The sequence below is a fragment of the Mycobacterium sp. TKK-01-0059 genome, assembly GCF_000709305.1.
In the GTDB taxonomy this organism is placed as follows: Bacteria; Actinomycetota; Actinomycetes; order Mycobacteriales; family Mycobacteriaceae; genus Mycobacterium; species Mycobacterium intracellulare.
Genome location: NZ_KL446993.1, coordinates 642,171 through 663,203 on the forward strand (window position 1 = coordinate 642,171; position 21,033 = coordinate 663,203).

25 protein-coding genes are annotated in these 21,033 nt (G+C 68.9%); 13 read left to right on the forward strand and 12 right to left on the reverse strand.

Features of this window, described 5'->3' with window-relative positions; translation table 11 throughout:
* Positions 1-217 precede the first annotated feature (217 nt).
* The gene (locus tag K883_RS03275; RefSeq protein ID WP_008259682.1) at positions 218-925 is read left to right on the forward strand and encodes an MmpS family transport accessory protein; all 708 of its coding nucleotides are present in this window, start codon (positions 218-220) and stop codon (positions 923-925) included.
* Between the two features lie 12 nt (positions 926-937).
* Here K883_RS03275 and K883_RS03280 read toward each other — a convergent pair whose 3' ends face one another.
* Positions 938-1,645, reverse strand: coding sequence for a ferritin-like fold-containing protein (locus K883_RS03280; protein WP_036429440.1), 708 nt, complete (start codon positions 1,643-1,645; stop codon positions 938-940).
* Positions 1,646-1,922: 277 nt separating this feature from the next.
* Here K883_RS03280 and K883_RS03285 point away from each other — a divergent pair, with 277 nt between their 5' ends.
* Together K883_RS03285 and K883_RS03290 are read left to right on the forward strand one after the other, a co-directional pair.
* Positions 1,923-3,452: a DEAD/DEAH box helicase gene (locus tag K883_RS03285; RefSeq protein ID WP_008259688.1), complete on the forward strand. Its 1,530-nt coding sequence runs from the start codon at positions 1,923-1,925 to the stop codon at positions 3,450-3,452.
* 15 nt (positions 3,453-3,467) lie between these two features.
* The gene (locus tag K883_RS03290; protein ID WP_009956180.1) at positions 3,468-4,694 is read left to right on the forward strand and encodes an Rv3212 family protein; all 1,227 of its coding nucleotides are present in this window, start codon (positions 3,468-3,470) and stop codon (positions 4,692-4,694) included.
* A gap of 232 nt (positions 4,695-4,926) precedes the next feature.
* Here the strand turns inward: K883_RS03290 and K883_RS03295 are convergent, their stop codons facing one another.
* The gene (locus K883_RS03295) at positions 4,927-5,727 is read right to left on the reverse strand and encodes a ParA family protein (RefSeq protein ID WP_009956179.1); all 801 of its coding nucleotides are present in this window, start codon (positions 5,725-5,727) and stop codon (positions 4,927-4,929) included.
* 113 nt (positions 5,728-5,840) lie between these two features.
* On the opposite strand from K883_RS03295, the gene K883_RS03300 reads away from it, so the two are divergent.
* From K883_RS03300 to K883_RS03310, 3 genes are read left to right on the forward strand one after another with little or no spacing between them, the layout of a single operon-like run.
* Positions 5,841-6,431 carry an acid phosphatase gene (locus tag K883_RS03300; protein ID WP_014712238.1) on the forward strand — a complete coding sequence of 197 codons (591 nt, stop codon included), beginning with the start codon at positions 5,841-5,843 and terminating at the stop codon, positions 6,429-6,431.
* Complete coding sequence (locus K883_RS03305; RefSeq protein ID WP_014712239.1) at positions 6,428-7,582, forward strand: isochorismate synthase; 1,155 nt, start codon at positions 6,428-6,430, stop codon at positions 7,580-7,582. The genes K883_RS03300 and K883_RS03305 overlap by 4 nt, the downstream gene beginning before the upstream one ends.
* Positions 7,579-8,061 carry a GNAT family N-acetyltransferase gene (locus K883_RS03310; protein WP_014712240.1) on the forward strand — a complete coding sequence of 161 codons (483 nt, stop codon included), beginning with the start codon at positions 7,579-7,581 and terminating at the stop codon, positions 8,059-8,061. Before K883_RS03305 ends, K883_RS03310 begins: the two co-directional genes overlap by 4 nt.
* Here the strand turns inward: K883_RS03310 and K883_RS03315 are convergent.
* Positions 8,013-8,444 (reverse strand): hypothetical protein, encoded by a 432-nt coding sequence (locus tag K883_RS03315; protein WP_008259694.1) that lies wholly within the window; start codon positions 8,442-8,444, stop codon positions 8,013-8,015. The genes K883_RS03310 and K883_RS03315 overlap by 49 nt on opposite strands.
* A 141-nt stretch (positions 8,445-8,585) precedes the next feature.
* Between K883_RS03315 and K883_RS03320 the strand changes: the two genes are divergently transcribed.
* Positions 8,586-9,551, forward strand: a complete 966-nt coding sequence (locus K883_RS03320) for a diacylglycerol/lipid kinase family protein (protein WP_014380928.1) — start codon at positions 8,586-8,588, stop codon at positions 9,549-9,551.
* 280 nt (positions 9,552-9,831) lie between these two features.
* On the forward strand, positions 9,832-10,086 hold the full coding sequence (whiB1, locus tag K883_RS03325; RefSeq protein WP_003874607.1) for a transcriptional regulator WhiB1: 255 nt from the start codon (positions 9,832-9,834) through the stop codon (positions 10,084-10,086).
* Between the two features lie 60 nt (positions 10,087-10,146).
* Here whiB1 and K883_RS03330 read toward each other — a convergent pair whose 3' ends face one another.
* Together K883_RS03330 and K883_RS03335 are read right to left on the reverse strand one after the other, a co-directional pair.
* Entirely contained in the window at positions 10,147-11,646 is a 1,500-nt protein-coding gene (locus tag K883_RS03330) for a sensor histidine kinase (protein ID WP_014385642.1), read from the reverse strand.
* Positions 11,647-11,696: 50 nt separating this feature from the next.
* Entirely contained in the window at positions 11,697-11,912 is a 216-nt protein-coding gene (locus K883_RS03335) for a biotin/lipoyl-binding carrier protein (RefSeq protein WP_007773063.1), read from the reverse strand.
* A gap of 259 nt (positions 11,913-12,171) precedes the next feature.
* On the opposite strand from K883_RS03335, the gene K883_RS28515 reads away from it, so the two are divergent.
* The gene (locus K883_RS28515; protein ID WP_085976515.1) at positions 12,172-12,246 is read left to right on the forward strand and encodes a 50S ribosomal protein bL37; all 75 of its coding nucleotides are present in this window, start codon (positions 12,172-12,174) and stop codon (positions 12,244-12,246) included.
* A 5-nt stretch (positions 12,247-12,251) separates the two neighbouring features.
* On the opposite strand, the gene rsrA is transcribed toward K883_RS28515, so the two are convergent.
* On the reverse strand, positions 12,252-12,566 hold the full coding sequence (gene rsrA / locus K883_RS03340) for a mycothiol system anti-sigma-R factor (protein ID WP_008259700.1): 315 nt from the start codon (positions 12,564-12,566) through the stop codon (positions 12,252-12,254).
* On the reverse strand, positions 12,563-13,225 hold the full coding sequence (locus K883_RS03345) for a sigma-70 family RNA polymerase sigma factor (RefSeq protein WP_008259701.1): 663 nt from the start codon (positions 13,223-13,225) through the stop codon (positions 12,563-12,565). Before K883_RS03345 ends, rsrA begins: the two co-directional genes overlap by 4 nt.
* Before the next feature lie 313 nt (positions 13,226-13,538).
* On the opposite strand from K883_RS03345, the gene K883_RS03350 reads away from it, so the two are divergent.
* Positions 13,539-14,387 (forward strand): SDR family oxidoreductase, encoded by an 849-nt coding sequence (locus K883_RS03350; protein ID WP_008259702.1) that lies wholly within the window; start codon positions 13,539-13,541, stop codon positions 14,385-14,387.
* A 59-nt stretch (positions 14,388-14,446) separates the two neighbouring features.
* Positions 14,447-14,905 (forward strand): aminoacyl-tRNA deacylase, encoded by a 459-nt coding sequence (locus K883_RS03355; protein ID WP_014385643.1) that lies wholly within the window; start codon positions 14,447-14,449, stop codon positions 14,903-14,905.
* On the opposite strand, the gene K883_RS03360 is transcribed toward K883_RS03355, so the two are convergent.
* The 5 genes from K883_RS03360 to K883_RS03380 are packed head-to-tail and all read right to left on the reverse strand — an operon-like array spanning position 14,892 to position 19,556.
* Positions 14,892-15,902, reverse strand: a complete 1,011-nt coding sequence (locus K883_RS03360) for a zinc-dependent alcohol dehydrogenase (protein WP_008259704.1) — start codon at positions 15,900-15,902, stop codon at positions 14,892-14,894. The two genes, K883_RS03355 and K883_RS03360, sit on opposite strands and share 14 nt — an antisense overlap.
* 22 nt (positions 15,903-15,924) lie before the next feature.
* Positions 15,925-16,374 carry a VOC family protein gene (locus K883_RS03365; protein WP_008259706.1) on the reverse strand — a complete coding sequence of 150 codons (450 nt, stop codon included), beginning with the start codon at positions 16,372-16,374 and terminating at the stop codon, positions 15,925-15,927.
* The gene (locus K883_RS03370) at positions 16,371-17,561 is read right to left on the reverse strand and encodes a sulfotransferase family protein (protein WP_008259707.1); all 1,191 of its coding nucleotides are present in this window, start codon (positions 17,559-17,561) and stop codon (positions 16,371-16,373) included. Before K883_RS03370 ends, K883_RS03365 begins: the two co-directional genes overlap by 4 nt.
* Positions 17,562-17,565: 4 nt before the next feature.
* Positions 17,566-18,315 (reverse strand): SDR family NAD(P)-dependent oxidoreductase, encoded by a 750-nt coding sequence (locus K883_RS03375; RefSeq protein WP_020823355.1) that lies wholly within the window; start codon positions 18,313-18,315, stop codon positions 17,566-17,568.
* Positions 18,312-19,556, reverse strand: coding sequence for an alkyl sulfatase dimerization domain-containing protein (locus tag K883_RS03380; RefSeq protein ID WP_020823356.1), 1,245 nt, complete (start codon positions 19,554-19,556; stop codon positions 18,312-18,314). The genes K883_RS03375 and K883_RS03380 overlap by 4 nt, the downstream gene beginning before the upstream one ends.
* A gap of 42 nt (positions 19,557-19,598) precedes the next feature.
* Between K883_RS03380 and K883_RS03385 the strand changes: the two genes are divergently transcribed.
* Positions 19,599-20,369, forward strand: coding sequence for an SDR family NAD(P)-dependent oxidoreductase (locus tag K883_RS03385; protein ID WP_009952815.1), 771 nt, complete (start codon positions 19,599-19,601; stop codon positions 20,367-20,369).
* Between the two features lie 3 nt (positions 20,370-20,372).
* A complete protein-coding gene (locus K883_RS03390; protein WP_020823357.1) occupies positions 20,373-20,996 on the forward strand; it encodes a TetR/AcrR family transcriptional regulator in 624 nt (207 codons plus the stop codon).
* Positions 20,997-21,033: the final 37 nt, after the last annotated feature.

Genomic DNA, 21,033 nt, shown 5'->3' on the forward strand with positions numbered 1-21,033 from the left:
CACCCCTTCCGTAGGCGTTTGAAGTCGTGCGCGGGCGGCGAAGTCCCAGCCCCGTCAGCAGCAGGCTAGTTGACGCGGCAGACCCCCACCTCGTCGCGTCCCCACACTTCGCGGTCAGCGAAACTTCGGTCGCGTGCCGATAACGATTCGCTTGCAGGTTGTCTCACACACCCACGCGATACCCGATCCGCGCTTTCACATGGCTAACTTCGGCCCCATGGGTACCACATTGCCGCACCTCGACGACCGGATCCGGAGCTACCCGGACGACGACGCTGACGACTGCGACACCGACCCCTACCTGAACGCCGACTACAACTGGACGGGCTGGCCGGCCGATTCGCGCTGGCGACCCGCGACGGCGATCCTCGGCGCGGTGGTGGCCGTCGGCGCCGTCGCCACCGCCGTCATCATCAACAGCGGCGACAGCGCGTCAACCAAGGCCACGCTGGGAGCGCCGGCCCCCCACCCGGTGACCTCGGCACCCGCGACCACCAAGGCGTCCGCGCCACCGAGCCCCTCGCGCGTGGCCCAGCTGCCGCCGGAGACCGTGACGACCGTCACCACGCCGAGCGCCGCGCCCAGCACCCCGGCGGCCCAAACCCCCACGGCCGCACCGCCTCTCGCGCCCGCACCGCCGACGGCCGCGCTGAACCCGCGCACCGTCGTCTACAGCGTGAGCGGGACCAAGCAGCTGCTGGACCTGGTGAACGTGGTCTACACCGACGCGCGGGGCGTCCCGCAGAGCGAGTTCAACGTGTCGCTGCCGTGGTCGAAGGTAGTGGTCCTCAATCCCGGCGTGCAGACCGAATCCGTGGTCGCGACCAGCTTCTACGGCCAGCTCAGCTGCTCGGTCTTCAACGCCGCCGGTCAGCGGATCATGGCGTCGGGCAGCCCGTCGAACATGGCGACCTGCTCGCGCTGAGTTTGACGGCCGTCAGCTCAGCCCCAACTCGTGCATGCGGCGGTCGTGCGTCAGCTGCAACCGATCGAAGAACGCGTTGAGCTGGCCCAGCCCGCCAGCGCCCGACAGCACCAGGTCGACGAGCTCGTCGTGGTCGGCCAGCAGGTACTGGGCCTGGGTGATCGCCTCGCCGAACAGCCGGCGCGACCACAGCGCGAGCCGGCTGCGCTGCTTGCCGCTGGACGTGACGGCGGCGCGCACCTCGGCGACGACGAACTGCGAGTGCCCGGTCTCGGCCAGCGCCCCCCGCACCACGTCGGCAACCTCGTCGGGCAGCCCGTCGGCGATCTCCAGATACAAATCGGCGGCCAGAGCGTCACCGACATACGTCTTCACCAAGGCTTCCAGCCACGTGCTGGGCATCGTCAGGCGGTGGTAGTTCTCCAGCGCCGACACGTACTTCGACATCGCCGACACGACGTCGACGCCGCGGCTTTCCAGCGCGTCGCGCAGCTGCTCGTAGTGCTGCATCTCCGCGGCGGCCATGCTCGCCATCGAGATCCGTCCGCGCAGGTCAGGGGCCATCCGCGCCTCGTCGGTGAGCCGGTAGAACGCGGCGATCTCGCCGTAGGCCAAGACCGCGAACAACTCGTTGACCCCGGGGTGATCGGCCGACAATCGCGGGGCAGCCGACTCCTCCACTTGGTCGGTGGAAGTGGGCTGGTAAGAGGGCCGGGTCATGGCAACACTGTAGTCGGCGGAGTTGGCGCGAAACGGGTGCCGGAGCTCGACCAGCTATCATGTAGGTAGATGGCGGTGTTATTTGTGCCAATGTTCTTCCACGCCGCTATCGGCGAAATGTGCGTGCACAGCAGGCCCGCCCGGGCTGGGACCCCCAGACTGAGCCGGAGCCCGCGACTCGGCGACGTATTCGGAGTCGGAACTCGTGCGCGCGTGACCGCGACAGAGAAACACCCGACACAATCCGATACGTCTTCGAGAGGCTACCTACCCACGCATGACCACACTGACCAGCACAACTGAACTGACCTTTGCTCAACTCGGCGTCCGCGACGAAATCGTGCGCGCGCTCGCGGAAAAGGGGATCGAAAGCCCCTTCGCCATCCAAGAACTGACCCTGCCGCTCGCGCTCGCCGGCGACGACCTGATCGGGCAGGCCCGCACCGGCATGGGCAAGACCTTCGCCTTCGGGGTGCCGCTGCTGCAGCGCATCACCTCCGGCACCGCCGAGCGGCCGCTCAACGGAACACCCCGCGCGCTGATCGTGGTGCCCACCCGCGAGCTCTGCCTGCAGGTAACCGATGACCTGGCGCTGGCGGCCAAGCATTTGACCGCCGACGAAGGCCGGCGCCTATCGGTGGTCCCCATTTACGGCGGCCGCCCCTACGAGGCGCAGATCGAGGCGCTGCGCGCCGGCGCCGACGTCGTGGTGGGCACCCCGGGCCGGCTGCTCGACCTGAGCCAGCAGGGCCACCTGCAGCTCGGTGGGCTCTCGGTGCTGGTGCTCGACGAGGCCGACGAGATGCTCGACCTCGGCTTTTTGCCCGACATCGAGCGCATCCTGCGGCAGATCCCCGTCGACCGGCAGTCGATGCTGTTCTCGGCGACCATGCCGGACCCGATCATCACGCTGGCCCGCACCTTCATGAACCAGCCCACCCACATCCGGGCCGAAGCGCCGCACTCGGCGGCCACCCACGACACCACCGTCCAGTACGCCTACCGGGCGCACGCCCTGGACAAGGTGGAGCTGGTCAGCCGGATCCTGCAGGCAGAGGGCCGTGGCGCCACGATGATCTTCACCCGCACCAAGCGCACCGCCCAGAAGGTCGCCGACGAGTTGGCCGAGCGCGGTTTCGCGGTGGGCGCCGTCCACGGCGACCTCGGACAGGTGGCACGCGAAAAGGCGCTCAAGGCTTTCCGGACCGGCGACATCGACGTGCTGGTGGCCACCGACGTGGCCGCGCGCGGCATCGATATCGATGACGTCACCCACGTCATCAACTACCAGATCCCCGAGGACGAGCAGGCGTACGTGCACCGCATCGGGCGCACCGGCCGCGCAGGCAAGACCGGCGTCGCCGTCACCCTGGTGGACTGGGACGAGCTCACCCGCTGGGCGCTGATCGACAAGGCATTGGGGCTGGACAACCCCGAACCCGCCGAGACCTACTCCAGCTCGCCGCACCTGTACGACGAGCTGAGCATCCCCGCCGATGCCGGAGGCACCGTCGGTGCGGCCCGCAAGGCGCAGGGCGCGCGCCGCACCGGTGAGCGCGCCACCCAGAAGCCGGGACAGAAATCGGAGAAGACCGCGCGGCGGTCCGGGACGCGGCGGCGCACCCGCGGCGGCCAGCCGGTCAGCGCGCACCCGTCGGGCAACGGCGCCGCGAGCAGCAACGGTGATGCCGCCGCGGAAACGCCGGCCGGCTCCCCGCCGGGAAACGCCGGCTCCAGCCGTCGCCGCCGTCGGCGCCGCAAGCCGGCGGAAGCCGCCGCGGCGGCCCCCACCGCGCAAAACAACTAATTCCCCGCGCCACGCATGGTCAGACCCGAGCGCCGGACCAAGCGCGACATCCTGGCCGCCGCGACCATCGCGGTCGTCGTCGCGGTGACGGCGGCCCTCATCTGGTGGACCAGCGACGCGCGGGCCACCAGCAGCCGCCCGGCCGCCGTCCCGGCGCCCAACCCGAGCCCGGCCCGGCAGGTTCCCGCCGGCCTGAAACAACTGTGGACCGCCTCCAGTCCGGCCACCACCGAGCCGGTGGTGGTGGGCGGGGTGGTCGTCACCGGTGCGGGCGTGCGGATCGACGGGCGCGACGCCGGCACGGGCCAGTCCCGCTGGAGCTACGCCCGCGACACCAGCCTCTGCGGAGTCTCGTGGCTGTACCGCTACGCCGTCGGGGTCTACCGCGACGACCGCGGCTGCGGGCAGGTGAGCACCCTGGACGGCTCCACCGGTCACCGCGGCCCCGCCCGCAGTGGCTACGCCGACCCGCGGGTGCGGCTCTCCTCCGACGGCATGACCGTCTTGTCGGTCGGTGACACCCGCCTGGAGCTGTGGCGCTCGGACATGGTCCGGATGGTGGCCTACGGCGAGACCGACGCCCGGGTGAAGCCGTCGTCGCGAGGGCTGCACTCCGGCTGCAGGCTGATCTCGGCCGCGGCCAGCTCGTCCGCGGTCTCGGTGCTGGAGAGCTGCGCGAATCAGGCCGACCTGCGCCTGGTGCTGCTCCGGCCGGGCAAGGACGACGACGAACCCCAGCAACACGTCGTGGCCGAGCCGGGGATCGCGCCCGATTCGGGTGCCCGGGTGCTGGCAGTCCGGGACACCACCACCGCGGTGTACCTGCCGGCGCCCCAGCCCCGGGTGGACGTGATCGACGAAACCGGCGCCACCGTGGCGAGCACCCTGCTGCCCAAGCCGCCGTCGCGCTCGGCGGCGGTCTCGCACGCCGGCAGCCTGATGACCTGGTGGACCGGCGATTCGCTGATGGTTTTCGACGTGAACACCCTGGCGCTGCGCTACACCATCGCCGCGGGTGACAAGACGGCGCCGCTGGGGCCGGGGGTAATGATGGCGGGCCGGCTGCTGGTGCCCGTCACCGGCGCGATCGGCGTCTACGACCCGGTCAGCGGGACCGGCGAACGCTACATTCCGGTCGACCGTGCGGCCAATCCCCCGCCACCCGGGAGGGCGGTGGTCCCGGCCGTGTCGGGGTCGCGGGTGTTCGAGCAGCGCGGCGACACCGTGGTCGCCCTGGGCTGAGCGTTCGGGGCGGCGACGGCCGCCCGGGCGTCTTAGCCCATCGGGCCGCGACGGCCGTCGCCCGAGTTAGCCCGTCGGGCAGCCTAGGGCCCGTCGAGTGTGAATCGTTGGCTTTCGGTGTGAATCTGCGGCGGCGACACGCCGATCGGGCGCGCCGCCAGTTCACACTCAAAGCCGTCAGTTCACACTCAAGATTGCGGCTCGGCGCTGAGCGCCGGGCGGGCGATCGCCGCTAGACCTCGACCGCGAACGTCGGCAGCGGCTTGCCGTTCTTCCAATGCCTGAGCAGCGCCGTCGCCAACTCGCCGTACGCCGACGCGCCCTTGTTCTTGCGGCCCGCCATCACCGACGAACCCGAGGCGCTGGCCTCAGCGAAACGCACCGTGCGCGGAATCGGCGGGGCCAGCACCGGCAGGCTATAGCGGTCGGCGACATCGAGCAGCACGTCGCGGGTGTGGGTGGTGCGCGAGTCGTACAGCGTCGGCAACGCGCCGAGCAGGCGCAGCTCCGGATTGGTGATCTGCTGGACATCGGCGACCGTCCGCAGGAATTGGCCCACACCGCGATGCGCGAGCGTCTCGCACTGCAGCGGCACGATGACCTCGTCGGCGGCCGTCAGCCCGTTGAGGGTCAGCACACCCAGCGACGGCGGACAGTCGATGATCACCACGTCGAACCGGTCTGCGAGTTTGGCCAGCGCTCGCTTGAGCGCGTATTCGCGCCCTGCCCGCATCAGCAGCATGGCCTCGGCGCCCGCCAGGTCAATGTTGGCCGGTAGCAGCGTCATTCCCTCGGCCGTCTCAACGAGCGCGGCGTTGGGCTCGACCTCGCCGAGCAATACCTCGTGCACGGAGACCGGGAGTTTGTCCGGGTCTTGGCCGAGAGAGAAGGTCAGGCAGCCCTGCGGGTCGAGGTCGACCAGCAGGACCCGCTTCTTCTCCTCCACCATCGCCGCCCCCAGCGAGGCAACGGTGGTCGTCTTGGCGACGCCGCCCTTCTGGTTGGCCACCGCCAATACCCGGGTCCTACTCACTGGCCGCCCGCCCCTCCGCATCGCCGCGCGCTCACAGTGCCATCCTGGCATGTTCGTCCACCATGCGCTCGGGCCCGGCAGCCACCGCATGTCGTCCGGCAGAATCATTCTCTATGGGCTTGCATGATCACCGTTTGGTGCTGCTGCGCCACGGCGAGACCGAGTGGTCGAAGTCTGGCCAGCACACCGGCCGCACCGAGGTCGAGCTGACCGATGCCGGCCGTGACCAGGCCCAGCTGGCCGCCGGGGTGCTGGGCGAGCTCAAACTTGTTGACCCACTGGTGATCAGCAGCCCGCGGCGACGCTCGCTGGTCACCGGCGAGCTGGCCGGATTGTCCGTCGACGACGTGACAGAACAGCTCGCCGAGTGGGACTACGGCTCTTATGAGGGCCTGACCACCGAACAGATCCGGGAGTCGGTGCCCGACTGGCTGGTGTGGACGCACGGATGTCCGGGCGGCGAGAGCGTCGCACAGGTCAGCGAGCGCGCCGACGCGGCGGTCACGACGGCGCTGCGGCACATGGAGTCGCGCGACGTGGTCTTCGTCAGCCACGGCCACTTCTCGCGCGCGGTGATCACCCGCTGGGTCGAACTGCCGCTCGTCGAGGGCAGTCGCTTCGGCATGATCACCGCGTCGATCGCGGTCTGCGGGTTCGAGCACGGGGTGCGGCAGCTGCGGGCGCTCGGGTTGACCGGCCAGTGAATCGCGAAGACGACGATGCGCGCCGCGCAGCGGCGCGAGAAGGAGTCGAGCATCTAGATCACGAACCGCCGTTCGCGTTGTGCGGGCCGACCCGAACCCTGATCGCCGACGGCGTGTTGCGGCGCTACTGCGACGTGGGCGCGGCGCAGGCGGCGCTGCGGTCGAATCAGGCGCCGATTGTATTGGGCGCGTTGCCTTTTGACGTCAGCAGCCCGGCCGCTTTGCTGACGCCGCGCGCCGTCGACGTCACCCACGGACTCCCGGACTGGCCGACGGGCCCGCTGCCGCCGGTGCGGGTGGCCGCGGCGCTTCCGCCGCCGGGCGACTACCGCGACCGGATCCGCCGCGCCCGCGATCAGCTCGCCGCAGCCGACAACCCGCTGCACAAGGTGGTCTTGGCGCGCGCCTTGGAGCTGGTGACCGATGCCCCCATGGATGCGCGGGCCGTCCTGCGCCGGCTCGTGGCCGCGGACCCGGCGGCCTACGGCTACCTCGTCGATCTGAGCGCCGCCGGCGACGGCTACGCGGGCGTGGCCTTGGTGGGCGCCAGCCCCGAACTCCTGGTGGGGCGCAGCGGCGACCGCGTCGAGTGCCGGCCGTTCGCGGGGTCGGCCCCGCGGGCCGCCGACCCGGATGCCGACGCCGCCAACGGCGCCGCGCTGGCCGCCTCAGCCAAGAACCGGCACGAGCATCAGCTGGTGATCGAGACGATCCGGGCGGCCCTGCAGCCGTTGTGCGACGACCTGTCGATCGCCGCCGAGCCGCAACTGAGCCGCACCGCCGCGGTCTGGCACCTGTGCACGCCGATCAGCGGACGGCTTCGCGATACCTCAACGAGCGCAATCGATTTGGCTTTGGCGCTGCACCCCACCCCGGCCGTCGGAGGCGTCCCGACCGAGGCGGCGGTCCAGCTGATCGCCGAGCTGGAGGGCGACCGCGGGTTCTACGCGGGGGCGGTCGGCTGGTGCGACGCCGCCGGCGACGGCCGCTGGGTGGTGTCGCTGCGCTGCGCGCAGCTGTCGGCGGACCGGCGCAGCGCGCTGGCTCGCGCCGGCGGCGGTATCGTCGCCGAGTCCGATCCCGACGACGAAGTCGCCGAGACCACAACGAAATTCGCCACGATACTCAACGCCCTAGAAGCCCAACGATGACCACAGACATCCGTCGCGCCGCGCCCCACGACGTCGCCGCCATCACCGAAATGATCCACGCGCTGGCCGAATTCGAGCACGCCGCCGATCAGTGCACTGTCAACGAAACACAAATATCCGCAGCGCTTTTCGGTGACCGCCCGACGGTGTACGGACACGTGGCGGAGGTGGACGGCGAGGTCGCGGCGATGGCGCTTTGGTTCGTCAACTTCTCTACCTGGGACGGTGTGGCCGGCATCTATCTGGAAGATCTGTTCGTGCGCCCGGGATTTCGCCGCCGCGGGCTGGCCCGGGCGCTGCTCGCGGCGCTGGCCAACGAATGCGTGCAGCAGGGCTACACCCGGTTGTCCTGGGCGGTGCTGAACTGGAACACCGACGCCATCACGCTCTACGACGGGATCGGCGGGGAACCGCAGAACGAGTGGACCACCTACCGGCTGTCGGGGTCGCAGTTGGCGTGGCTGGCGGAGTCGCCCTGACCGCCGGCGGCCCAGCGCACCGCGGCCGGGCTGAACAGCAACCCCAACACGACCAGCGCGACAAGCCCGGCCGGGATCCCGTAGCCGGGCTGGTGTGATCCGACCGCGAGGTACCACGCCACCGGCAGCAGGAGCAGCTGGGTGATCACGGCCAGGCCGCGGCCCCAGCGCTTGCCCAGCATCAGCGCTCGGCCCGCGGCGATCACCCCGGCGCCGACGAGGACGAACCAGCCGGCGGTGGCCAGACCGTTGGCCACGTGCTGGTCGGCCCCGGCGATCCCGCGCACCACTAGGACCACGGCCACGATCAGCGCGGCCACCCCCTGCACGGCGACGACGACGCCGGCGCGGCGGACGGCGGTCGGGGCGGATGGCGGCGTCACAGCGCCAGCGTAGTCAGGGCGGCGACGCTCCTCCTCACGCCGCTCTGCGGCGCGCATCGTCGCACCGCCTAACCCGATCGCGGCGCTCCTCCTCACGCCGCTCTGCGGCGCGCATCGTCGCACCGCCTAAGCTCGTGCTTCATGCGGGCCGTGCTGATCGTCAACCCCACAGCCACTTCCACCACGCCGGCCGGTCGCGATCTGCTGGCCCACGCCCTCAAGAGCCGGCTACAGCTCAGCGTCGAACACACCAACCACCGCGGGCACGGCACCGAGCTCGCGCAGAAGGCCGTCGCCGACGGCGTCGACCTGGTGGTCGTGCACGGCGGCGACGGCACGGTGAGCGGGGTGGTCAACGGTCTGCTCGGCCGCCCCGGCACGCTTCCGAGCGGCCCGGTGCCCGCGGTGGCCGTGGTGCCCGGCGGTTCGGCGAACGTGCTGGCGCGATCGCTGGGCATCTCTGCGGATCCGGTCGCGGCCACCAACCAGCTCATCCAGTTGCTCGACGACTACCAGCGGCGCGGCACGTGGCGCCGGATCGGCCTGATCGACTGCGGCGAGCGGTGGGCCGTGTTCAACACCGGCATGGGTGTCGACGCCGAGGTGGTGGCCGCGGTCGAGGCCGAACGCAGCAAGGGCGGCAAGGTCACCGCGTGGCGCTACATCCGCGCATCGGTGCCGGCCGTGTGGGCCTACACCCGCCGCGAGCCGATGCTGACGCTCGAACTTCCCGGCCGCGAACCCATCACCGGGGTGAGCTTCGCGTTCGTTTCCAACTCCAGCCCATGGACGTTCGCCAACGAGCGGCCGGTGTGGACCAACCCAGGCTGCAGCTTCGAGTCGGGACTGGGGGTGTTCGCGCCGACCAACCTGAAGACGATCCCGACCCTGCGGATCGTCCGGCAGATGTTCGCAAAACGGCCCACGTTCAACTTCAAGCACCTCGTCACCGAGGACGACCTGCCGTGCGTGCGAGTTACCTCGACCGGGGGCCCCGTCGCCTGCCAGTTCGACGGGGATTACCTCGGCGTGCGCGAAACCATGACGTTCAAGTCGGTGCCCGACGCGCTGGCGGTGGCCGCCCCTCCTCAGCAAAAACGACGCTGACCTGCGGCAACGCGTGGGCTGTGGCGCACGCGACACCAACACGGGCGGGGAGAGGCCCGCCAGTGTAGTACAACGGAGTAAGGGCTTGACTACGAGATGATCAAAGTGAGATAGCCCACGAGCGAACTCACACTATTGACATCTGTTGAGCCTGTGAAACGATCAAAAGGTTGCATGCAGAAATTACGTAGGGGTGCGGCCCCTTTTCTTCTGCACGCGTTTAACAGCCGAAGAAAATAGCCGTGCGCCTTGCTGCGCACTCAGTAAGGAGTAAAGACGTATGGATTGGCGCCACAAGGCGGTCTGTCGCGACGAAGACCCGGAGCTGTTCTTCCCGGTGGGGAACAGTGGTCCGGCGCTCGCGCAGATCGCTGACGCGAAACTGGTCTGTAATCGGTGCCCGGTGACGACAGAGTGCCTCGGCTGGGCCCTGAACACGGGCCAGGACTCGGGCGTCTGGGGCGGCATGAGCGAAGACGAGCGGCGTGCGCTGAAGCGTCGCAACGCCCGGACGAAAGCCCGCAGCGGGGTTTAACCCAGATAACGCAAAACGGTGCGGCCTCGACGATTGTCGGGGCCGCACTCTTGCGTGTGCCTACAGCAGCATTCGGGTCCGCCGACCGATCGGGACGCGCAGCACCACGTCGGTGCCGCGGGCCGGGGCCTGGGTCATCCCCAGGGTGCCGTCGAGTTCCGCCGACACCAGCGTCCGCACGATCTGCAGCCCGAGGCTGTCGGAGGTCTCGAGGCTGAAGCCGTCAGGCAGCCCCCGGCCGTCGTCATGCACGACAACATCCAGCCAGCGCGCGGAGCGCTCGGCCCGAATCGTCACCGACCCTTCCTCGACCGCCGGGTCGAAGGCGTGCTCGATCGCGTTTTGCACCAGCTCGGTGATCACCATAATCAGCGCCGTCGCGCGGTCCGAGTCCAGCACGCCCAGATCGCCGACCCGGTTGATGCGGATCGGCCGGTCCACCGAGGCCACGTCGTTCATGATCGGCAGGATTCGGTCGATGACCTCGTCGAGGTTGACCTGCTCGTCCACCGACATCGACAGCGCGTCGTGCACCAACGCGATCGACGACACCCGGCGCACCGACTCGATGAGCGCCTCCCGCCCCTCCGCGTTGGCCGTGCGGCGGGCCTGCAGGCGCAGCAGCGCCGCGACGGTCTGCAGGTTGTTCTTCACCCGGTGGTGGATTTCGCGAATGGTGGCGTCCTTGGAGATCAGGGCCCGGTCGCGGCGCTTGACCTCGGTGACGTCGCGGATCAGCACCGCCGCGCCGGCGCTGGCGCCGTCGACCACCAGCGGCAGCGTGCGCAGCAGCACGGTGGCTCCCCCGGCGTCGACCTCCATGCGCATGCTGCGCCCGCCGGCCACCAGATCCCGCACATGCTCGGCCACTTCCTGCGCCTCGAACGGATCCGAGATCAGCGGGCGCGTGACCTCGATGAGGTTGTGTCCCTCCAGGTCGGCGGTCAGGCCCATGCGGTGGTAGGCCGACAGCGCGTTGGGACTGGCGTAGTCGACGACGCCCTTGACGTCGAGGCGGATGAAGCCGTCGCCGACCCGGGGGGTGGAGCGCGACATCACGACGTCCCCCGCGTCGGGAAAGGTGCCCTCGGCGAGCATGTGGACGAGGTCGCCGGCGCACTGCCGGTAGGCGATCTCCAACTGGCCGGACGCGCGGTCGGCGGCCACCGCGGTCTGATGATGCGTGAGCACGGCGACCACCTGGCCGCCGTAGCGCACCGGGGACGCCTCGACGTGCGTGCCCGGCAACCACGAATTCTCTTGACCCGCAACGTCATCCCTCTTGGCGGTGCCCGACGCGAAGGTGTCGGCGACGAGGGACAGCCGCTCGGAGGCGATGGCGGTGCCCACCGCATCGGTCTGTAGCACCGTGGGCGCGGTATTGGGGCGGCATTGCGCCACGCACACCAGCACGCCGTCGTCGCGACGCACCCACATCAGGTAGTCGGCGAACGACAGGTCGGCCAGCAGCTGCCACTCCCCTACCACCGCATGCAGATGGTCGACCGCGTTGCCCGGCAGCATGGTGTGTTCGGCGAGCAGATCACCGAGAGTTGACATCGCTTACTCCCCGGGTCGTTCCCCGGCGGCTGGTCGAAGGGCCCGACCGGCTAGCTGATCACCGCGATGAGGTCGCCCGCCTGAATGACGTCGCCCACCGACACGCTCACCTTGCTGACGGTGCCGCCGACCTCCGCAAGGACGGGAATCTCCATCTTCATCGACTCCAGCAGCACCACGATGTCGCCTTTGCCGATCTGATCACCCTCGTTGACAACGACTTCGAGCACGCTGGCCACGATCTCGGCGCGCACATCCTCGGCCATCTTCACCCCACTCGTTTCGGCCTCTGCGCAGGCTGGCCGCTGGTCATCGCTGGTTGTTGGTCCATCGCTGGTTGGTCCATCAACGTTCTATCAGGTCGCCTACATCGAACCACAGGCCCCACCGCGACGACGGCGCCCGGCCCCTCCCGCGGGCCGCACCAGGGCGAAGACAGTGCGCGGCGCGTCTCATGAGAGACTGGACGACAAGCCAACCGGCGCCAGGCGCCTGGTTTGACAGCAATCAACGGAGGTTCGACCCATGGCCAAACGAGGCCGTAAGAAGCGCGACCGCAAGCACAGCAAGGCCAACCACGGCAAGCGGCCCAATTCCTGAGGACGCTACTGCGTACCCCGGATGATGGTGGTACGCCGAATCTCGAGCCGTAGCCGCTCGCGCAGGCCCTCCGGGGCCCTCTCGCCTTTGCACTTGGTGGCGATCAACGCCTTGATCCGCTCTTCGAGCCCGTAGTGCTTGAAGCAGCCGGGGCACGCCTCGAGATGCCTGCGCAGTTGTTCGCGGGTATCCGGGCCGCATTCACCGTCGAGCAGCAGCCAGACCTGGCGGATGACCTCCGCGCAGCCGACGCTGCCGTGGGACTCGTCGTTGGGGCAGGCATCCGCCGAAGCACCGCCCTGGCCGGCGAACTCGCTCATGACGACACCTCCTCGTGCGCCTGCTGACCGCGGTTGAAGCCCCGCTCCTTGGCAACGTCGGCCAACAGGCCGCGCAGTTGCCGTCGACCGCGGTGCAGCCGTGACATTACCGTTCCGATGGGCGTGTCCATGATTTCCGCGATTTCCTTATACGGAAATCCCTCGACGTCGGCGTAATAGACCGCCATCCGGAATTCCTCCGGCAAGGCCTGCAGCGCGTCTTTGATCTCGGAGTCCGGCAGCGACTCCAGCGCCTCCACCTCGGCCGAACGCAGCCCGGTGGAGGAATGCTCGGCATTGGCGGCCAGCTGCCAGTCGGTGATTTCCTCGGTCGGGTACTCCGCGGGCTGGCGCTGCTTCTTGCGGTAGCTGTTGATGTAGGTGTTGGTCAGGATCCGGTACAGCCACGCCTTGAGATTGGTCCCGGCGCGAAACGAGCGGAAGCCCGCGTAGGCCTTCACCATCGTCTCTTGCAGCAAATCCTCGGCGTCGGCGGGATTCCGCGTCATGCGCAGCGCACCGCCATAAAGCTGGTCCAGCAGGGGAATCGCGTCGCGCTCGAACCGCGCCGTCAGTTCCGCGTCCGTCTCTTCGGGCGCCGCGGGTTCGGTGATGGACGGCCCCGCCGCGCTATCGCGGCCATCTAGAGAATCGGCCATATCGATTAACCCGGTCCCTTCTGCTGCGGTGTTACCGGAAAGCACCGAAAGTGCCACCGGACTCGCAAGGACGCCAGCCAACTGCTCCTCGCCTAACAGGCTCGTCGCCGTTGACACCACGCTGCTCCTCCCAATCTAAAGGCTCACCCCGACAGCTTTTGCCCGGGTGTGATCCACCGCATCGAAAACCAATTGGATCAACCGCGCGCGCGATCCGGCTATTTCCGGGCGGAATTCGGCCCGCGATATCGGTGCCCGCTCCCCGGCGTAGACCCCGATCGGACCGATTCCGGCGTGGCGTTAGTGTGACGCCATGTCCCTGAATGGCAAGACCATGTTCATCTCCGGCGCCAGCCGCGGCATCGGCCTGGCGATCGCCAAGCGCGCCGCGCAGGACGGTGCCAACATCGCCCTGATCGCCAAGACCGCCGAGCCGCACCCGAAGCTGCCGGGAACGGTGTTCACCGCGGCCAAGGAGCTCGAAGAGGCGGGCGGGCAGGCCCTGCCGATCGTCGGGGACGTCCGCGACCCCGATTCGGTCGAGGCGGCCGTGGCCAAGACCGTCGAGCAGTTCGGCGGCATCGACATCTGCGTCAACAACGCGTCGGCGATCAACCTGGGTTCGGTCACCGAGGTGCCCATGAAGCGGTTCGACCTGATGAACGGCATCCAGGTGCGGGGCACGTACGCGGTGTCGCAGGCATGCATCCCGCATCTGAAGGGCCGCGAGAACCCGCACATCCTGACGCTGTCGCCGCCGGTGCTGCTGGGCCGCGAGTGGTTGAAGCCGACGGCGTACATGATGGCCAAGTTCGGGATGACGCTGTGCGCGCTGGGCATCGCCGAAGAAATGCGGGACGAGGGCATCGCGTCGAACACGCTGTGGCCGCGCACGCTGGTGGCGACGGCCGCGGTGCAGAACCTGCTCGGCGGCGACGAGGCGATGGGCCGGGCCCGCAAGCCCGAGGTGTACTCGGACGCCGCCTACGTCGTCCTCAACAAGCCGTCCAGGGAGTACACCGGCAACATGCTGCTGTGCGAGGACGTGCTGGTGGAATCCGGCGTCAAGGACCTCTCGACATACGACTGTGTGCCGGGTTCGAAGCTGGGCGTGGACTTCTGGGTCGACGGCGTCAACCCGCCGGGGTACTCGGGGCCCTAGTCGTGATCGCAAGCGCGGCGCAGCCGGGCGCCGCGGGTCACGACCAGCGGAGGTAGCCGGTGGGCGGCGCGGCCACTCCGGGCATCGCCGCGTTGATGAAAGCCGGTGTGCCGCACCAGGTTCTGCACTTCGACGCGGTCACCGACCTGTCCGAGTCGTCCGACGTCGCGCCCGAACAGGTCTTCAAGACCCTGATCGTCGCCCTGCCGGGCGAGCTGGCCGTCGCGATCGTGCCGGTGCCGTGGCGGTTGTCGCTGAAGGCGGTCGCCGCGGCGCTGGGTGTGCCCAAGGCCGTCATGGCCGAACCGGCCGCCGCCGAGCGGGCCACCGGCTATGTGGTGGGCGGCATTTCGCCGTTCGGTCAGCGCAAGCGGCTCCGCACGGTCCTGGACGGCTCCGCACTGCGCTGGGATCGGATCCTGTGCAGCGCCGGCAAGCGGCATTACGACGTCGCGGTCGCGCCCCGGGACCTGATCCGCCTCACCGGCGCGATCACCGCCGACATCAGCCGAACGTGACGACGACCTTGTCCGCGGCGCCCGGAGTCTGGGCGAGCTCGAGCGCCTCACCGACGCTTCCGAACGGGATGGTGTGGCTGACGATCAGCGCGTATTTCTCCCAGTTCGCGACGAGATCCTTGGTCACCTCGAAGATTTCGTCGGGGTAGCCCATGCTCCCCAGCAGGGTGATCTCGTTGCTCATCAGGTTGATGAGGTCGACGGGCACCGGCTCCTTGTGCACGCCGACGATGCCGACGGTGGCGCCCTTTTGCGCCGCGGCGAGCGCGGTGTTGACGACGGCGGGCACACCGGCCGCGTCGAGATAGATGTTCGTGCCGGCCTTTCCGGGGTACATGCTCTCGCCCGCGCCGTGCAGTTCGATCAGCCGCGCCACGACGTCCTCGTCGCCGGAGTTGATGACGGCGTCGGCGCCGATCTGCAGCGCCTTGTCCAGCCGGCCGGGGAGCAGGTCCACGACGACGACGTGGCTCACGCCAAGGGATTTGAACGCCAGCGTGGCGCCCAGGCCGATCGGTCCGGCGCCGAACACGGCGACCTTGTCCGTCGGCTTGGGTCGGCACCGGTTGGCGCCGTGGCGCGCGACGGCCATCGGCTCGTTGAGCGCCGCGACCTCCCACGGGACGTGGTCGGGGATGACCTCGAGACTCGTACCGCGCACGGCGTTTTCGATGAGCAGGTAGTCGGCGAGCGCGCCGCTGGGCCCGCCGTTGCCGATGATGCCGCCCGGGGCGGCCATCGGGTTGATGACGACGTGGTCGCCGACGGCCAGGCCGCTCACCTTCGCGCCGACCTCCGCGATCTCCCCGGCGGGCTCGTGTCCGAGCGGCGTGTGCCCCTGGCGCGGGGGCAGCCCGCCGATGGTGATGTAGAAGGCGTCCGAGCCGCAGATGCCGCAGGCGCGCATCCGGACCAGTACGTCGTTGGGGCCCACCGTGGGACGCTCGGCGTCGAGCACCTCGGCCTTGCCCGGGCCGGTGACCATTGACATCTTCATCGGTGACTCCTCCGTCTTACGGTCAAGCCGCCATGGATTGCAGAAACCCCGGCCAGTCGGGAAACAGTGCCCGGTCCACGATCTCGATGCGGACTCCAGCCGGGTCGACGTAGTAGGCGAACATCGACAGCGTCTCGCCGCTGGGTCGCGCCTCGAGCCGGTACCCGCTGCGTTCGAGTTGCGCTGCGGCACCGGCCATGTCGTCGACCCAGTAGCCGATGTGGTGGGCGCCGCCCCCGGGCGGCGGGGTCCAGATCGTGCCCGGCACAGCCTGAATCACCTCCAGGTGCGGTGCGTCCACCGAGTAGACAAACCGGAACGGCACTTCGATGTCGCCGTCCGCGGTAGCCACGCTCAACGTGGCATCGACCGGTTTCGTCCACCGGTACCCCATCACCCCAGTGAGCCGTTCCGCGGCGGCGGCCATATCGTCAACCACCAGCCCGGTGTGATAGCAGTCCGCCGGATTCATGCTGTGCCTTCCAGTTCGATGTCGAACATATCGAGATATTCGGCGAAGATCGGTTCGAGCGCTTCGACGGTCAGGCCGTACTGGTCGAGGGTGTAAGCATTGAGCGCGAACCGGTCCTGGGGGTGCTCGGCGAGCCAATTGCGCATCCGCGCTTCGGATTCTGCGGTCAGCGGCTCGTCGGCCCATTCGTAGATGCGCCGCATGACGTCCATCGGGTCACGCATCATCTCGTGGTAGTACATGTGGAAGAAGCGCTCGTCGCCGATGCGATCGCGGGCGCGCAGCGGCCGCTCCACGTGGTAGCGCATCTGCGCCATGGCGTTGCGCCCCATGGCATTCAGGTCGATGGCATCGGGATGCAGCACCATCCCCTTGGGCAGCTTCCACAGGTTGCACAGCGACCCCGTCGCCCTGTAGGGGTCGCGGTGCGCCCAGATCAGCCGGGCGTCGGGGAACACCTTGAGCAGCGCCTCGATATGCACCGAATGCGACGGCATCTTGAGGCTCCAGTTGCCAGGTGCGGTGGACTGCAACACCTGCAGGTAACGCTTCTGATATTCGTACGTGCTGGTCATGTCGGCCTCGTGGAACAGCCATTCGGCGTAGCGCGAGGTCGACAGGAACGAGTCCCAGGACAGCCCCTTGAAATCCTGATTGTGGATGAACATGTCCTCGGTGGGCCCATCGGCGTCTTCCCAGTGCGGCAGCGGCACTTTGGCCTGCGTGACCATGTCCAGGATTTTGCGCTGTTCCTCCAGCAGGGCCAGGCAGCGCGGGTCGGTGCGCAGCGCCTCGGTAGTGGCCGGCGGGATCGGGTGCACGCACTGCCAGTGCAGCAGCGAGCGCCGGGCCGGATCCTGGTCGAGCAGGTAACTGATGACCGTGGTTCCGGTGCGGGGCATGCCCAGCACGATCAGCGGTCGCTCGACGGGCGCGTCGAGGACTTCGGGGTGCTCCTGGATGTAGGCGTGGACCTGCATGCGCCGCCCGAGCGCGTCGGTGGCGTCGGTGAGGACGCGTTCGCGGCCGAACGGGGTGAACGCGGGCGAACTGTTGAGCTCGTCGAGCATGATGGCCAGGCCGTCTCGCCACGAGTCGGAATCGATCTCGGTGAGGCCGGTGCGCTGTGCGGCCAGCTTGAAGACGTCGTCGGTGGTCGAGACGTTGTCGAAGTTGTTGTCGCTCATCGTTTTAGACCGTCAGGTATCCGCCGTCGACGGCGATGGTGGTGCCGGTGATGTACGAGGCGGCGTCGGTGCACAGGAACAGCGTCGCGCCGGCGCAGTCCTGGGGTGTGCCGGGCCTGCCCAGGGGCGTGTGGAAGCCGATCTCGACGTCCATCACCTCGGGAATGCCAATGGCCGGGTGGGTCATTCGGGTGTCGATGAGCCCGGGTGCGATGGCGTTGACCCGGATCCCGTCGTTGGCCCATCGCCGCGACAGGTTCATCGTGAGGGCGATCAGGCCCATCTTCGACGAGGCGTAGCCGGGGACGAACACGGCGGAGCGGAACGCGGACATCGACACGACGCTGACGACGCTCGCCCCGCCGGGAGCCTGGCTGGACTTGAGCAGGTCATGGCAGCGCATGGTCAGCCGCATCGGGCCGAACATGTTCTGCGTCACCGACGCGACGTATCCGTCCGGGTCGTATTCGTCACCCGCCGGGTAGGGGCCGCCGGCGTTGTTGATTAAGATGTCCAGTTCACCCAGCGAATCCGCCAGGGCGTCAACCGATTTCGGGTCCTGTATCTGGCATTGGCGGTAGGTGTAGGCGCTCAGATCCGTCTCGGAATAGTCCGTGGCGGACCCGCGGGTGCCGGTGACGGTGACGGCCGCGCCCGCCCCGGCGAATGCGGCGGCGATGGCGTTGCCGATGCCGCTGGTGCCGCCGGTCACCAGCACGGTGGCGCCGGTGAAATCGAAGTTGACGGTGTTCATTCGGGTGACCTCAGTTCGTTGATGGATTTGGTGAGCCACGCTTTTTCCCAGAAGTTGTCGGCGTCGGCCAACAGCGCCTCGTGGGCTTCGGCGGCGACGGCACGTGCCGCCGCGTGCAACGGCTGGGCGGCCAGGATCAGGTCGGTGAGGTGGATGGCCTGCACCGGCCGCCCGACCGCCAGGTGCGCGCGGGCCGCGTCCACGAGCGCGTCGGCCCCGGCGGCGCTCACCACATCGGCCGCAACGGAATCCGGTGCGATCCCATACAGTTCGGTGGTGGAGCGATGCCGGAACCACCCGGTGTACATCTCCCAGATGGCGCGCACATTCCACGAGGTCTTGCCGTACCCTTCACCGATGTCGAGGTGCTCGGGCACGGTGACCTCGCGCATCGCGGTATGGACGTCGGCGCCGGAATTCATCAGTTCGGCGGTGCGGTCGTGCACGGCCTGCATGGCGTCACGCATCGCGCTGACTTCCTCCGCGATGCGGTCGGCGCCCTCGATCGGGTCGAAGTGGCCGGTGATCAGCCGCTGCGGTCCGTAGTCGAGCACGGTGTTCAACGACTCGATGTAGAGAACGGGATCGCGATAGCGGTCGCCGCGGATGGTCATCAGATTCGGGACATGCCCGAACAGCGGGCCGAACAGGTTGCCGGTGAACAGGATTCGCTCCTGCGGCAGCCACACCACCAGTGCGTCGGTGGTCTCGCCGCCCGGCGTCCACGCCAGCTCGAAGGTACGCCCTCCGACGGTGATGTTGTGGCGCTGGTCGAAGGTCGTCGTCGGCTCGGGGAACGAGAAGTCGATGGTCGCGGGGTCAAGGGTCTTGAAGTGCTCGAGCACGGCGTCGGAGAACTTCTGGAAGGCGAACGACGTCTTGGGCACCCGGTAGCCCATGAGCAGTGTGTTGTCGTCGCGCCAGTACCGGTAGTTGCGGTGCATCACGACGTTGGTGCCCTCGTCGCGCAGCGCCTTCACCCCGCCCCAATGGTCGGCGTGCCCCTGGGTGACGATGATGGCCCGTGTCGGGCCCGGCACCTTGGCAAAAGCCTTGCGGTGCAGCGGCCCCTCGAAGACCAGCCCGCTGTTGACGATGACCCGCCCCTCGTCGGTGGCCACCGCGTAGGCGTTGGAGACGCCCGGCGACATCCACACGCCGTCGCCGAGGGCCAGCGCGGGCGTGTCCGTCGCCGCCGACAGGTCGCCGGCCCCGGGCCGCTCCCGATGAATCCCAGCCATGACTGGCGATCCTCTACAGTTCTAGAGGTAAAGTCAATATCCATGGGATTGCAGGGTCTGATCGACAAGGTGGCGGTCGTGGTCGGCGGCGCCACCGGCATCGGCGCGGCGACGGCCGCCCGTCTCGCCGGCGAAGGCTGCCGGGTAATCGTCGGCGACGTCGCCGACGATTGCGCGCGGCGGACGGCCGAACGCATCGCCGCGACCGGCGGCGCGGCGACGCACGTGGCCTTCGACCTGGCGGATCCCGCGTCGGTCGCGGCGCTGATCGACACCGCCGCAACGACTTTCGGCGGCGTGGACCTGCTGTTCAACGTGGGCGCCGACATGAGCATCATCCGGGCCGACACCGACGTGGTGGACATCGATTTCGACGTCTGGGATCGGGTGATGGCGGTGAACCTGCGCGGGTATGTGGCCGCGATGAAATACGCCATCCCGAGAATGCTGGACCGCGGCGGCGGGGCCATCGTCAACATGTCGTCGGCGGCGGCGTTCCAAGGAGAGCCCGCGCGCCCGGCCTATGCCACCGCGAAGGCAGGCATCGGCGCGCTCACTCGCCACGTCGCGTCGCGGTGGGGGAAGGACAACATCCGGTGCAACGCGGTCGCGCCCGGCTTCACCGCGACCGAGACCATCCGCTCGGTGCCGCAGTGGCCGGACCTGGAGGCCGGCGCGCTCAAGCGCATTCGCGGACCGCGCGTCGGCGAGCCCGGCGACATCGCCGCGCTGGTCGCCTTCCTGCTGTCCAGGGAGGGCGAGTGGATCAACGGTCAGGTCGTCAACATCGACGGCGGCACCGTCCTTCGGTGACCCATGGCCGCCAGTACGAGATCCCGCAAGCGCGACGGCGATGAACGCCGCCGCGACCTGTGCGACGCGGCGATCCGGGTGCTGGCCGAGCACGGATCGCGTGGACTCACCCATGGGCAGGTCGACCGCTGCGCCGGCGTCCCCGAGGGCACCACGTCGTACTACTACCGCACCCGCACGGCCCTGCTGCGCGGCGTCGGCAAGCGGGTGGCCGAGATCGACGTCGCAAATTTGCAGTCGGTGATCGATGAGCCGGTCGACCCGGTCTCGCCGTTCGCGCACCTGGCCCGGCTGACCATGATGCAGGCCGACGGGACCGGGCTGATGCTGAACCGGGCGCGCCACGAGTTGCTGCTGGGCGCCGCGCGCGATCCCGATCTGGCCGAGACGGCGCAGGTGTTCGTCGCCCGGATCAACGCGATGGCCCGCGACGCCATCGCCCACCTGCAGCCGGACACCCGCGACCCCGAACTGCTGGCCGCGCAGACCACCGCCGTCACGACGTTCATCGCCGGCATCTTCACCCGGCTGGCCGCCGGCGACCGCACCGTCGGCGACGCCGAGCAACTCACCCGCCTGCTGGAGGCGGTGGCCACCGCCGTGGCGCTCGCGGCGCAGCGGGATTGAGGGTCTCGGCGGGCGGCGAGCGCGTCATCCCCTTCCT

What these genes read in the sequence shown, in the direction of transcription:
- K883_RS03275 (WP_008259682.1), top strand. Translation starts at nt 218, where the DNA reads ATGGGTACCACATTGCCGCACCTCGACGACCGGATCCGGAGCTACCCG.
- K883_RS03280 (WP_036429440.1), bottom strand. Translation starts at nt 1,645, where the DNA reads ATGACCCGGCCCTCTTACCAGCCCACTTCCACCGACCAAGTGGAGGAG.
- K883_RS03285 (WP_008259688.1), top strand. Translation starts at nt 1,923, where the DNA reads ATGACCACACTGACCAGCACAACTGAACTGACCTTTGCTCAACTCGGC.
- K883_RS03290 (WP_009956180.1), top strand. Translation starts at nt 3,468, where the DNA reads ATGGTCAGACCCGAGCGCCGGACCAAGCGCGACATCCTGGCCGCCGCG.
- K883_RS03300 (WP_014712238.1), top strand. Translation starts at nt 5,841, where the DNA reads ATGGGCTTGCATGATCACCGTTTGGTGCTGCTGCGCCACGGCGAGACC.
- K883_RS03310 (WP_014712240.1), top strand. Translation starts at nt 7,579, where the DNA reads ATGACCACAGACATCCGTCGCGCCGCGCCCCACGACGTCGCCGCCATC.
- K883_RS03320 (WP_014380928.1), top strand. Translation starts at nt 8,586, where the DNA reads ATGCGGGCCGTGCTGATCGTCAACCCCACAGCCACTTCCACCACGCCG.
- whiB1 (WP_003874607.1), top strand. Translation starts at nt 9,832, where the DNA reads ATGGATTGGCGCCACAAGGCGGTCTGTCGCGACGAAGACCCGGAGCTG.
- K883_RS03330 (WP_014385642.1), bottom strand. Translation starts at nt 11,646, where the DNA reads ATGTCAACTCTCGGTGATCTGCTCGCCGAACACACCATGCTGCCGGGC.
- K883_RS03335 (WP_007773063.1), bottom strand. Translation starts at nt 11,912, where the DNA reads ATGGCCGAGGATGTGCGCGCCGAGATCGTGGCCAGCGTGCTCGAAGTC.
- rsrA (WP_008259700.1), bottom strand. Translation starts at nt 12,566, where the DNA reads ATGAGCGAGTTCGCCGGCCAGGGCGGTGCTTCGGCGGATGCCTGCCCC.
- K883_RS03345 (WP_008259701.1), bottom strand. Translation starts at nt 13,225, where the DNA reads ATGGCCGATTCTCTAGATGGCCGCGATAGCGCGGCGGGGCCGTCCATC.
- K883_RS03350 (WP_008259702.1), top strand. Translation starts at nt 13,539, where the DNA reads ATGTCCCTGAATGGCAAGACCATGTTCATCTCCGGCGCCAGCCGCGGC.
- K883_RS03360 (WP_008259704.1), bottom strand. Translation starts at nt 15,902, where the DNA reads ATGAAGATGTCAATGGTCACCGGCCCGGGCAAGGCCGAGGTGCTCGAC.
- K883_RS03365 (WP_008259706.1), bottom strand. Translation starts at nt 16,374, where the DNA reads ATGAATCCGGCGGACTGCTATCACACCGGGCTGGTGGTTGACGATATG.
- K883_RS03370 (WP_008259707.1), bottom strand. Translation starts at nt 17,561, where the DNA reads ATGAGCGACAACAACTTCGACAACGTCTCGACCACCGACGACGTCTTC.
- K883_RS03375 (WP_020823355.1), bottom strand. Translation starts at nt 18,315, where the DNA reads ATGAACACCGTCAACTTCGATTTCACCGGCGCCACCGTGCTGGTGACC.
- K883_RS03380 (WP_020823356.1), bottom strand. Translation starts at nt 19,556, where the DNA reads ATGGCTGGGATTCATCGGGAGCGGCCCGGGGCCGGCGACCTGTCGGCG.
- K883_RS03385 (WP_009952815.1), top strand. Translation starts at nt 19,599, where the DNA reads ATGGGATTGCAGGGTCTGATCGACAAGGTGGCGGTCGTGGTCGGCGGC.
- K883_RS03390 (WP_020823357.1), top strand. Translation starts at nt 20,373, where the DNA reads ATGGCCGCCAGTACGAGATCCCGCAAGCGCGACGGCGATGAACGCCGC.